Origin of the sequence: Mizugakiibacter sediminis (assembly GCF_000953855.2) — a bacterium.
Taxonomy (GTDB): Bacteria; Pseudomonadota; Gammaproteobacteria; order Xanthomonadales; family Rhodanobacteraceae; genus Mizugakiibacter; species Mizugakiibacter sediminis.
In genome coordinates, this window is record NZ_DF970171.1 from 1 (window position 1) to 10,505 (window position 10,505).

Here is a 10,505-nt window from a genome sequence, read left to right on the forward strand (position 1 = left end):
CCCTTGTCGTCGATGCTGCCCGGCTTCGCTTCGGCCGGCGGCGCCTGCTCGTCCTCGCCGGCCTGCGCGCCGGCGGCCGCGGCCGGCGGCGCGAGCTTGGTCAGGTCGAAGCCGTTGTTGTTGACGTAGACGGTGGTGGTGTTGATCGGCACGGCCACGTCGAACGCGTAGTTCTCGTCGCCGTAGTCGGTGGTGAAGGTGGTGCGCGGGCCGTTGGCGCCGACGCCCAGCTTCTTCATCGCGTCGTTGATCTGGTCGACGGCGGTGGCGGTGGCGGCGTCGACCTCTTCCAGCGAGCGCTTGGCCTTGGTCGAGACGAACAGGATCGGCTGCGCGGTGGTCGGCACGATCTTGATCGCCACCTTGCTGTAATCGACGTTCGGAATCGCCGCCAGCACGTTCTGCAGGTTGTTCAGGCTGTACTGGATCAGCGAGTCGGGTTCGCCGTGCACGCTGTCCCAGGACAGGCCGGCCAGGCGCGACAGCAGGTTCCAGCCGTAGTCGACGTCGTAGGACCAGGTGATCTTCACCAGGCGCTGGTTCTCGGCGCGCTTGAAGTCCAGGGTGAAGGTCTTGTTGGCGCCGTTCCAGCCGTTGTCCAGCGACCAGGTCACCTGGCCGCTGCCGGCGAGCGGATCGAACTGGCTGGAGGCGATCGTCAGCTCGCCGTTGCCGACGCGGCGGTCGCTGCTGGTCCAGGCGATCTTGGCGCCGTTGCCGTAGGCCGGGCCTTCCAGCGTGTAGCGCATCTTCGGGTCGTACGCGCGCAGCACGGCGTACTCGGGGAAGCGGCGGAAGTTGTTGAGGATGTCGTAGATGTGGCGAATGTCGTGGCTGACCTCGATGGAGCGCTCGGCATGGCCGTGGCTGGGCAGCGCGAGGCTGACCACCACCGCAAGCACGATCACCATCACCACGGCAACGAGGAATTCAAGCAGGCGCGTCATTCCAAAGCTCTCCGGACGTCTTTCGTCGGCACCGGAACGGCGCCGGAATTCGATCGGCGAAAACGCTCCCCACGGGCGGGACGCGGCGGGCAGCGGGCCGCCGAAAGGGGGCATGGTACTTGCTCCGGCGCGCGAACGCTATCCGGCCGCCGCTCCCCTGCCATGGGTCACACGATGCCCAGCTCCAGGGCCTTCAGCACCGCCCGCGTACGGTCGCGCACGCCCAGTTTCGACAGGATGTTGGACACGTGGTTCTTGACCGTGCCCTCGGCGACCCCGAGCGAGTTGGCGATCTCCTTGTTGCTGTAGCCGCCGGCCATCAGCCGCAGGATCTCGGTCTCGCGCTCGGTCAGCGGGTCGGGCTGGTCGAGGCTGGAGAACTGGTTCTGGATGCGCCCCACCCCGGCCAGCAGGCGCTGGGTGACCACCGGCGCCACCAGCGAGCCGCCGGCGGCCACGGTCTTCACCGCCTCGACCAGCTGGTCGAGGGAGACGTCCTTCAGCAGATAGCCGCGCGCGCCGGCCTTGAGACCGGACAGCACCAGCTGGTCGTCGTCGAAGGTGGTCAGGATGATGGTCGGCGGCAACTGGTTGCGCGCCGCCAGCGCGTTCAGCACGTCGAGGCCGCTCATGCCGGGCATGCGCAGGTCGAGCAGCACCACGTCCGGCTTGACCCGCGGGATCGTCTCCACCGCGTTGGCGCCGTCGCCGCACTCGGCGGCGACGCGGATGTCGTCGGTCAGCTCCAGCAGCGAGCGGATGCCCTGGCGCACCAGGGTCTGGTCGTCGACGAGACAGACGGAAATCATTGCCACGGCCCCCGTTCGTTGCGCGCCCGCGCGCGTGCCGCGCTCATCCCGGGCTCCGCGTCTGCAGCGGCAACCAGGCGTCCAGCGCGAAACCGCGCTCGCGCGCGGTGTCGATGGCGAGGCGGCCGCCGAATTCTGCCAGACGTTCGCGCATGCCGGTGAGGCCGTTGCCGGGCCGCACCTCGGCGGCGCCGCGACCGTCGTCGCGCGCCTCCAGCTTGAGCTCGCCCTCGGCGGTGCGCTCGAAGCGCAAGGTCAGGTTGCGCGCGCCGGCGTGGCGCACGGCGTTGGTGACGATCTCCTGCACGCAGCGCAGCACCACCTGCGCGCGGCGCGGATCCTCCACGCTGAAGCGCGGCGGCAGCTCGAGGCGCACGGCGAGGCCCGGCACGCCCTCGGTCAGCGAGCGCAGCGCCTGGGTCAGGTCGAGCGCGTCGTCCTGACGCAGCTCGCTGACCACCTCGCGCACGTCGCCCAGCAGCTGCTTGGCCACCGCCTGCGCCTTGCGCACGTGTTCCTCGGCGGGCGCCGCCGCCAGATGGCTGGCGACCTCGAGATTGAGGCTGAGCGCGGTCAGGTGATGGCCGACCAGGTCGTGCAGCTCGCGGGCGATGCGCATGCGCTCGGTGATGCGGCTGGACTCGGCCAGCAGCGCGCGCGTGGCGCGCAGCTCGGAGTTCAGCCCGCGCAACTGCTCGCGCTCCTCCGCCTGCTGGCGCGCCACCACCGAGGTGACGAAGGTCAGCGCGGAGAAGCCGAGGTACAGGCTGGCCTGCAGGAAGGCGTTGATCGCGTCCATGCCGAGGCTGGTGAACACCGGCACCAGCGCGAAGTTCTGCAGCACCATCCAGGCGATGCCGAGCGGCAGCGGCAGCAGCCACGGCAGCACCACCGACACCAGCACCAGCAGCAGCGCCGACAGGCCGCTCTGGCTGTACCAGCCCACCGCCATCGCGGTGCCGGTCAGCACCAGCAGGCCGAACAGCTTGACCGCCCAGTAGCGGCGCGAGCCGAGGTTGCGCGTCAGCAGCCAATAGGTGAGGCCGAAGGCGAGGTAGCACAGCACCCACGCCAGCAACGCGAAGCTCGGTTGGTCCAGCGTGTCGAGCCGGCCGAGTGCCCAGTTGACGCGCAGCAGCGGAATGCCCGCGCACACGTAGGCGAACAGCCCGGCGTAGCGCAGCAGACGGATGTGATTGAAGGAAACCCAGGACATCGCGCCCATCATAGGCCCGCACCGCGCCCCCGCAAGCCAACCGAAGGCACGGCCGCGGCGCTTACGCGCACTTAACGGCCCGCGTGGCGTCATGCCGGCGCAGGGCGCCGCATGCCATAATCGACCGGTGAAGTCGCGTCGGCGCAGGGGGCCCGCGACCCGACCCCGAAAGCTTCCGGAGCAAGAATGGCTGTAGCCATCCGCAACGTGCGCGAGTCCGACCTCGACGCCGTCCTCGCCTTGAACAACGCCGCCGGCCCCGCGATCCTGCCGCTGGAGGGCGCGCGACTGCGGCGCTTCCACCAGATCGCCGACTACTTCCGCGTCGCCGAGGTCGACGGCCGCCTGGCCGGCTTCCTGATCGCGCTGCGCGAAAGCGCGGACTACGGCAGCCCCAACTTCCGCTGGTTCCGCGACCGCTACGGACAATTCGTCTACATCGACCGCATCGTCGTCGCCAGCGCCTACCGCGGCCACGGCATCGGCCGCGTGCTCTACTGCGACGTGCAGAGCTACGCCGAGGTGCGCGTGCCGACGCTGTGCTGCGAGGTGTTCCTGGAACCGCGCGACGACGTCGCCGTGCTGTTCCACGGCACCTACGGTTTCCACGAGGTCGGCCAGCAGACCATGCCCGAGGTCGGCCGCCGCGTCAGCCTGCTGGCCAAGGACCTGCCCAGCTTCGCCTTCGTGCGCGACACCTATCTCCTGCACGGCGGCCTGCCCGACCTGCCGTGGCTGGCGGAGCGCAAGCACCTGCTCACGGACCCGCGCCTGCGCGTGGCCGGCGGTTCGTGAGGGCGCGCGCATGAATGCACGCCCCGGGACGGCGGAAGCCGTCTGCGATCTGCGTTTCGGCCAGGTCGGCATCGCCTGCGTGCGCCTGCGCCGCGACGACGCCGCCGCGCTGCACGAGGAACTGGACAAGCGCGTGCGCAGCGCGCCGCAGCTGTTCCAGCGCGCCGCCGTGGTGCTGGACCTCTCGCACCTGCCCGCGCTGCCCGACGACGGCGCCGTCGACGCCCTGCTGGAAGCGATCCGTGCCGCCGGCATGCTGCCGGTCGGCCTCGCCTACGGCACCGCCGAAACCGAGGCGCTGGCCAAGCGCATGGGCCTGCCGCTGATCGCCAAGTTCCGCGCCGCCTACGAGCGCGACAACGGCGAGCCGGCGGTGCCGGCCGCCGCCGCGCCCGCGCGCGCCAGGCCGGCGGCCGCGGCGGAAGCGGATGCCGTGCACGGTGCGCAGCAGCACGCGCAGCCGGTGCGCTCCGGCCAGCAGGTCTACGCGCGCGGCCGCGATCTCGTGGTGACCGCGCCGGTCGCCAACGGCGCCGAGGTGATCGCCGACGGCTCCGTGCACGTCTACGGCGCGCTGCGCGGCCGCGCGCTGGCCGGCGCGCAGGGCGAGACCCGCGCACGCATCTACTGCACCGAATTCCGCGCCGAGCTGGTGTCGATCGCCGGCCAGTACCGCGTGTTCGAACAGATCCCGGCCGAATTCGACGGCCAGCCGGTGCAGATCTGGCTGGACGGGGACAAACTGCGCATCGCCCGCCTGGAGCGATGAAGCCACCACCATCACGATCCGACGGAGATCGAAGCCTTGACTGAAACCATCGTCGTCACTTCCGGCAAGGGCGGGGTCGGCAAGACCACCACCAGCGCTTCCATCGCCACCGGCCTGGCCCAGCGCGGGCACAAGGTCGCCGTGATCGACTTCGACGTCGGCCTGCGCAACCTCGACCTGATCATGGGCTGCGAGCGCCGCGTGGTGTACGACTTCGTCAACGTGATCCACGGCGAAGCCGCGCTGCGCCAGGCGCTGATCAAGGACAAGCGCCACGAGACGCTGTTCGTGCTGGCCGCCTCGCAGACGCGCGACAAGGATTCGCTCACCCAGGACGGCGTCGAGAGAGTGCTGGAGGAGCTGCGGCAGGACGGCTTCGACTACATCATCTGCGACTCGCCGGCCGGCATCGAGAAGGGCGCGCACCTGGCGATGTACTACGCCGACCGCGCGCTGGTGGTGGTCAACCCCGAGGTGTCCTCGGTGCGCGACTCCGACCGCATCCTCGGCCTGCTCGCCAGCAAGACGCGCCGAGCGGAGCGCGGCGACGGCGCCGTGCAGCAGCACCTGCTGCTGACCCGCTACAACCCCGCGCGCGTCGAGGCCGGCGAGATGATGAGCGTGAAGGACGTCGAGGAAGTGCTCGGCATCCCCGTGCTCGGCGTGATCCCCGAGCACGAGAGCGTGCTGGCCGCCTCCAACCAGGGCGTGCCGGTGATCCTCGAGGAGACTTCGCACGCCGGCCATGCCTACAAGGACGCGGTGGCGCGCCTGCTCGGCGAGGAGCGGCCGATGCGTTTCCTGGATGCGCCGAAGAAGGGCTTCCTCAAGCGCGTGTTCGGGGGTTGAGCATGGGCATCCTCGATTTCCTCAAGGCGCGCCCGAAGAACACCGCCAACATCGCCAAGGAGCGCCTGCGCATCATCGTCGCGCAGGAGCGCTCCACGCGCGGCGGCCCCGACTACCTGCCGCTGCTGCGCAGCGAGCTGCTGGCGGTGATCAAGAAATACGTCAACGTCGACCCGGAGGCGATCCAGATCAACGTCGAGCGCGACGGCGACCACGAGGTGCTGGAGCTGTCGGTGGCGCTGCCGGAGGGGAAGGCGTAGGCCGAAGCAGGGAGCAGGGAGAGAGCAGCGGCTTCGCCGTCATGCCGGTGAAAACCGGAATCCGGCGAAACACCCGGAAGCGCATGGCCATCCGACCTGCTTCGCGCGACCCATCCGAGGGATTCCCGATTTCGCCTGCCTGACGGGCCGATGCCGACCGACGCCGTCCCGACCCGCGCCGACGTGCTGCGCCTCGCCGACATCGGCTTCGACGCGCCCGCGGCCCTGCTGGCCCGCCACGGCCTCGCCTTGGTGCGCGTGCCCGACGGCGTGCCGATTCCCGGCAGCTACTGGGGCGAGTGCGAGGCCGGCGTGATCGGCCCCACCGTCTACGCGCGCGCCGACACCCCCGTGCACTCGCTGCTGCACGAGGCCTGCCACCTGATCGTGCTGCCGCCCGAGCGCCGCGCCGCGGTGCACACCGACGCCAGCGACTCGATCGAGGAAGAGGACGCGACCTGCTACCTGCAGATCGTGCTCGCCGACGCCCTGCCCGGCGTCGGCCGCCTGCGCGTGATGGCCGACATGGACGCCTGGGGCTACAGCTTCCGCCTCGGCTCGGCGCGCGCCTGGTTCGAGCGCGACGCCGAGGACGCGCGCGCCTTCCTCGCCGCCCGCGGCCTGCTGCCCGCCCCGGCCTGAGCGCCCTTGCGCCCCCGCGGCGCGCGCACTAGCCTCGCCCTCTCCGATTCCGGGGGAGATCCGCGATGAAACCGATGCACGCCTCGCTGGCGCTGGCCGTGGCGCTCGCGCTCGCCGCCTGTTCCTCGTCCAAGGCGCCGCAAACCTCGGCGCAGGCGCCGGCCAAGGCCGCGCCGACCGCCGCCGAAGCGCACGCGTTCGTCGCGCAGATGAACAAGGACTACAAGGCGCAGTCGCTGGAGCCGGCCGCCGCCGAGTGGGTCGCCGAGACCTACATCACCGGCGACACGCAGATGCTGACGGCGAAGGCGCAGGAGCGCTACCTGAAGTGGCTGTCCGACGAGATCGGGCGCGCGCGCGCCTACGAGAACGCCGCCGGCATCGAGGCCGCGGACAAGCGCGCGCTGCAACTGCTCAAGCTGCAGACCGCGATCCCGGCGCCGAGGAATCCCGAGCACCTCGCCGAGCTGACCACGCTCGCCTCGCGCCTGACCGCCGCCTACGGCGCCGGCAAGTACTGCGACGACCCCAAGGATCCGAAGAGCTGCAAGAACCTCGACGACGCCAGCAAGATCCTCGCCGAGGACCGCGACTGGAACGACGACCTCGCCGCCTGGCGCGGCTGGCACGGCGTCGGCCGCGGCATGCGCAGCGACTACGTGCGCTTCGTCGAACTGCTGAACGAGGGCGCCAAGGATCTCGGCTACGACAACGTCGGCACGATGTGGCGCGCCGGCTACGACATGAGCCCGGCCGATTTCAACGCCGAGACCGACCGCCTGTGGGGCCAGGTCAAGCCGCTGTATGCGCAGTTGCAGTGCTACGTGCGGCGCAAGCTCAAGGACAAGTACGGCGACAAGATGCCGAATGACGGCACCATTCCCGCGCACATCACCGGCAACATGTGGGCGCAGGACTGGGCGAACATCTACGGCCTGGTGGAGCCTTATCCCGGCGTCGGCGGCCTCGACGTCGACGCGCGCCTGAAGGCCGAGCGCGACGCCGCGTACCGCAAGCTGCTCGCCGGCTTCAAGGGCAAGCCGACCGCCGACGATCTCGCCGCGCTCGACCGTCATGCCGACGCCGAGCAGGCGCTCGCCATGGTCAGGCGCGCCGAAGACTTCTACACCTCGATCGGCTTCCCGGCGCTGCCCGCGTCGTTCTTCGAGAAGTCGATGTTCCTGCGCCCGCGCGACCGCGACGCGCTGTGCCACGCCAGCGCCTGGCCGATGGACTTCGGCACCGACGTGCGCTTCAAGATGTGCATCCACCCCACCGCGGAGGATCAGTACACGATCTACCACGAGATGGGGCACATCTATTACTTCCTCGCCTACAAGGACCAGCCGCCGATCTTCCAGGGCGGCGCCAACGACGGCTTCCACGAGGCGATCGGCGACACCATCCGCCTCAACCTGACGCCCGCCTACCTGCACCGGATCGGCCTCTCCGGCGCGGCCGGCGAGGACCCGAAGGCGGTGATCAACGCGCAGATGAAGCTGGCGCTGGAGAAGGTGGCGTTCCTGCCGTTCGGCCTGTTGATCGACAAGTGGCGCTGGGGCGTGTTCGACGGCTCGATCAAGCCGGAGCAGTACAACACCGCCTGGTGGGAGCTGCGCCGCAAGTACCAGGGCGTGTCCGCGCCGGTGCCGCGCGACGACGCGGCGGACTTCGACCCGGGCGCGAAGAACCACGTGCCGACCAACGTGCCGTACATGCGCTACTTCCTCGCCGACATCCTGCAGTTCCAGTTCCAGCGCGCGCTGTGCAAGGACGCCGGCTTCGACGGCCCGCTGTACCAGTGCTCGGTGTACGGCAACAAGGAGGCCGGCGCGAAGTTCTGGCAGATGCTCGGCGCCGGCGCCAGCCGGCCCTGGCAGCAGACGCTGAAGACGCTGACCGGCCAGGACGACATGGACGCCAGCGCCATCCTCGACTACTTCCAGCCGCTGCATGCCTGGCTCGAGGAGCAGAACAAGGGCGTCGACTGCGGCTGGAGCGGCGAGGGCTGAGGCAACGCAACGCCCCCGTCGTCCCGGCCCTGGCCGGAATGACGGGGGAATCGCGGACTCCACCTCGGCCGGCGGCCGCCGGCCTGCGCCTGCGGCAACCTCGCGCCTGGCACGCCGCCACGAATCCGTTAGCGACACATCCCGAGGGACCACCCCATGCAACGCTGGCTCAAACTCCCCGACGGCCGCTTCATCGACGCCAACAGCATCGTCTACGTCGGCAAACCGGAAAGCTTTCCGCGTCTCGACGAGGACGGCAACGACCTCGGCCCCGGCGTCGCCGTGCTGCTCGGCACCGGTTTCGCGCGCGAGCAGCAGATCAGCGTGGCCGGCTCGCGCGACGAGATGATGGCGCTGCTGAAGGCGCTGATGGGCGTCGGCGCGCCGCCGGCCTGAACCTCAGTCCGCAACGGCAGCCTCCCGCGCCGCCTCGCGCCGGCACATCGCGCGGTACCAGCGCCAGCTGGCGAAGCCGGTCGCGGTGAACGCCGCCGCGCCCAACGCCAGCTTCGGCGCGCTGTCCGACAGCAGCGGCGAGATCGCGCCGGCCAGCACGGCGTTGAAGATCAGCGAGACGAAGGTCTGCATCGACGAGGCCGCGCCGCGCTGCGCGGGAAAGCGGTCGAGCAGCAGCAGCACCAGGGTCGGGAAGCTGAGCGTGATGCCGACCGCGTGCACGCCGATCGGGATCACCGACCACGGCAGCGCGGGCTGCGGCCGCCACAGGTGCAGCGCTACGTTCGCCGCGCTCGCCGCCAGCATCACCGCGTAGCCGAGGCCGACCGTGGTCGCCGCCGAGGCCTTGCCGGCGAGCCGCCCCGACAGCCACGCACCCGCCATCATGCCGCCGATCGCCGGCACGAACAGCCACGGAAAGCCGGCGCGTGTCAGGTGCAGCAGCTCGAGCACGAACGCCGGCGCCGACACGATGTAGGTGAACAGCGCGCTGAAGTTGACCGTGCCGGAGACCGCCAGCGGCCAGAACTGGCGGTCGCCGAGGATGCGCCGGCAGGTGGCGAGCAGCGGCGCGGGCGCGAACGGCTGGCGCGCGTCGCGCGCGTGCGTCTCCGGCAGGCTCAGCGCGCAGGCCGCGCCGAGCAGCAGCGCGAACGCCGCCATCGCCCAGAAGATGCCGCGCCAGCCGGCGACGCCGAGCAGCGCCGCGCCCACCACCGGCGCGATCGCCGGGGCGATGCCGAACAGCAGCGTCACCTGCGCCATCAGCCGCTGCGCCTCGGCACCGTGGTAGCGGTCGCGCACGATCGCGCGGCCGACGATCTGGCCGGCGCCGGCGGACATGCCCTGCAGCGCGCGGCACACCAGCAGCGCGGTCATCGAGGTGGTCAGCGCGGCCGCCGCCGCGGACAGCGCGTATATGCCGAGGCCGGCCACGATCACCGGCCGCCGCCCGTAGGCGTCGGACAGCGGCCCGTGGAACAGCCCCATCAACGCGTAGGCGACCAGATACACGCTGACCGTCTGCTGCATCTCCACCTTGCCGGCGCCGAACTCGCGCGCGATGTCGGGAAAGCCCGGGAAGATCGTGTCGATCGAGAACGGGCCCAGCATCGACAGCAGCGCGAGCAGCGCGGCCAGCATGCCGTGCGAGGTGGCATGGAAACGGGACATGGGCGGCCGCGGCGGGAACTGCGAGAATCCTAGCGGCTCGCCCGCAACGCCGCAGCATGCCGAACGCCACGCGCACGATCCGCGACATCTTCGCCAGCTTCCTGCGCCTCGGCCTGACCAGCTTCGGCGGCCCGGTCGCGCACCTCGGCTATTTCCATCGCGAATTCGTCGAACGCAGGCGCTGGGTCGACGCCGCCGACTACGCGGAGACCGTCGCCGTCTGCCAGTTCCTGCCGGGGCCGGCGTCCAGCCAAGTCGGCATCGCGCTCGGCCTGCGCTGGGCGGGACTGCGCGGCGCGCTGGCGGCGTGGCTCGGCTTCACTCTGCCCTCGGCGCTGCTGATGCTCGCGGCGGCGTACGGTTTGCGCGCATTGCCCGCCGGCGCGGCGGGCGCGCTGGCCGGACTCGGCCTGGTCGCGCTCGCGGTGGTGGCGCTGGCGGTGATGCAGATGGCGCGCCGGCTGCTGACGGAGCCGCGCCGCTGGGGTGTCGCCGCGATCGCCGCGGCGCTGGTGCCGGCGTTGCCGGGCACGCGCGGCCAGCTCGCCGCGCTGGCGGCGGGCGCGCTGCTCGGCCT

At 70.9% G+C, this 10,505-nt stretch carries 12 protein-coding genes; 8 read left to right on the forward strand and 4 right to left on the reverse strand.

The annotated features are described in order from the left end of the window. The 3 genes from MBSD_RS05270 to MBSD_RS05280 all read right to left on the reverse strand — a co-directional run. Positions 1 to 947: SRPBCC family protein (locus tag MBSD_RS05270; RefSeq protein ID WP_062535756.1), on the reverse strand; the 947-nt coding region annotated here is incomplete at its 3' end. 167 nt (positions 948 to 1,114) lie between these two features. Then, entirely contained in the window at positions 1,115 to 1,756 is a 642-nt protein-coding gene (locus MBSD_RS05275) for a response regulator (RefSeq protein WP_062535758.1), read from the reverse strand. Between the two features lie 43 nt (positions 1,757 to 1,799). Next, complete coding sequence (locus MBSD_RS05280) at positions 1,800 to 2,972, reverse strand: sensor histidine kinase (RefSeq protein ID WP_082306498.1); 1,173 nt, start codon at positions 2,970 to 2,972, stop codon at positions 1,800 to 1,802. Between the two features lie 186 nt (positions 2,973 to 3,158). Between MBSD_RS05280 and MBSD_RS05285 the strand changes: the two genes are divergently transcribed. The 7 genes from MBSD_RS05285 (at position 3,159) to MBSD_RS05315 (ending at position 8,695) form a co-directional block, all read left to right on the forward strand. After that, a complete protein-coding gene (locus MBSD_RS05285; protein WP_062535761.1) occupies positions 3,159 to 3,767 on the forward strand; it encodes a GNAT family N-acetyltransferase in 609 nt (202 codons plus the stop codon). A 10-nt stretch (positions 3,768 to 3,777) separates the two neighbouring features. Further along, the gene (minC, locus tag MBSD_RS05290) at positions 3,778 to 4,536 is read left to right on the forward strand and encodes a septum site-determining protein MinC (protein WP_062535763.1); all 759 of its coding nucleotides are present in this window, start codon (positions 3,778 to 3,780) and stop codon (positions 4,534 to 4,536) included. A 36-nt stretch (positions 4,537 to 4,572) separates the two neighbouring features. Next, positions 4,573 to 5,385 carry a septum site-determining protein MinD gene (gene minD, locus MBSD_RS05295; RefSeq protein ID WP_062535765.1) on the forward strand — a complete coding sequence of 271 codons (813 nt, stop codon included), beginning with the start codon at positions 4,573 to 4,575 and terminating at the stop codon, positions 5,383 to 5,385. A 2-nt stretch (positions 5,386 to 5,387) separates the two neighbouring features. Then, positions 5,388 to 5,645, forward strand: coding sequence for a cell division topological specificity factor MinE (minE, locus tag MBSD_RS05300; protein WP_062535767.1), 258 nt, complete (start codon positions 5,388 to 5,390; stop codon positions 5,643 to 5,645). 150 nt (positions 5,646 to 5,795) lie between these two features. Then, entirely contained in the window at positions 5,796 to 6,287 is a 492-nt protein-coding gene (locus tag MBSD_RS05305; RefSeq protein ID WP_062535769.1) for a hypothetical protein, read from the forward strand. A 65-nt stretch (positions 6,288 to 6,352) separates the two neighbouring features. Further along, positions 6,353 to 8,299, forward strand: coding sequence for a M2 family metallopeptidase (locus MBSD_RS05310; protein WP_062535771.1), 1,947 nt, complete (start codon positions 6,353 to 6,355; stop codon positions 8,297 to 8,299). Between the two features lie 156 nt (positions 8,300 to 8,455). Next, positions 8,456 to 8,695, forward strand: coding sequence for a hypothetical protein (locus tag MBSD_RS05315; protein WP_062535773.1), 240 nt, complete (start codon positions 8,456 to 8,458; stop codon positions 8,693 to 8,695). A 3-nt stretch (positions 8,696 to 8,698) separates the two neighbouring features. Here MBSD_RS05315 and MBSD_RS05320 read toward each other — a convergent pair whose 3' ends face one another. Continuing rightward, positions 8,699 to 9,928 (reverse strand): multidrug effflux MFS transporter, encoded by a 1,230-nt coding sequence (locus tag MBSD_RS05320; RefSeq protein ID WP_062535774.1) that lies wholly within the window; start codon positions 9,926 to 9,928, stop codon positions 8,699 to 8,701. A gap of 56 nt (positions 9,929 to 9,984) precedes the next feature. Here MBSD_RS05320 and MBSD_RS05325 point away from each other — a divergent pair. Further along, a partial coding sequence (locus tag MBSD_RS05325; protein WP_148667810.1) for a chromate transporter occupies positions 9,985 to 10,505 on the forward strand: 521 nt, incomplete at its 3' end.

Coding starts and splice junctions, on each gene's coding strand:
- MBSD_RS05275 (WP_062535758.1), bottom strand. CDS start 1,756: ATGATTTCCGTCTGTCTCGTCGACGACCAGACCCTGGTGCGCCAGGGC.
- MBSD_RS05280 (WP_082306498.1), bottom strand. CDS start 2,972: ATGTCCTGGGTTTCCTTCAATCACATCCGTCTGCTGCGCTACGCCGGG.
- MBSD_RS05285 (WP_062535761.1), top strand. CDS start 3,159: ATGGCTGTAGCCATCCGCAACGTGCGCGAGTCCGACCTCGACGCCGTC.
- minC (WP_062535763.1), top strand. CDS start 3,778: ATGAATGCACGCCCCGGGACGGCGGAAGCCGTCTGCGATCTGCGTTTC.
- minE (WP_062535767.1), top strand. CDS start 5,388: ATGGGCATCCTCGATTTCCTCAAGGCGCGCCCGAAGAACACCGCCAAC.
- MBSD_RS05305 (WP_062535769.1), top strand. CDS start 5,796: ATGCCGACCGACGCCGTCCCGACCCGCGCCGACGTGCTGCGCCTCGCC.
- MBSD_RS05310 (WP_062535771.1), top strand. CDS start 6,353: ATGAAACCGATGCACGCCTCGCTGGCGCTGGCCGTGGCGCTCGCGCTC.
- MBSD_RS05315 (WP_062535773.1), top strand. CDS start 8,456: ATGCAACGCTGGCTCAAACTCCCCGACGGCCGCTTCATCGACGCCAAC.
- MBSD_RS05320 (WP_062535774.1), bottom strand. CDS start 9,928: ATGTCCCGTTTCCATGCCACCTCGCACGGCATGCTGGCCGCGCTGCTC.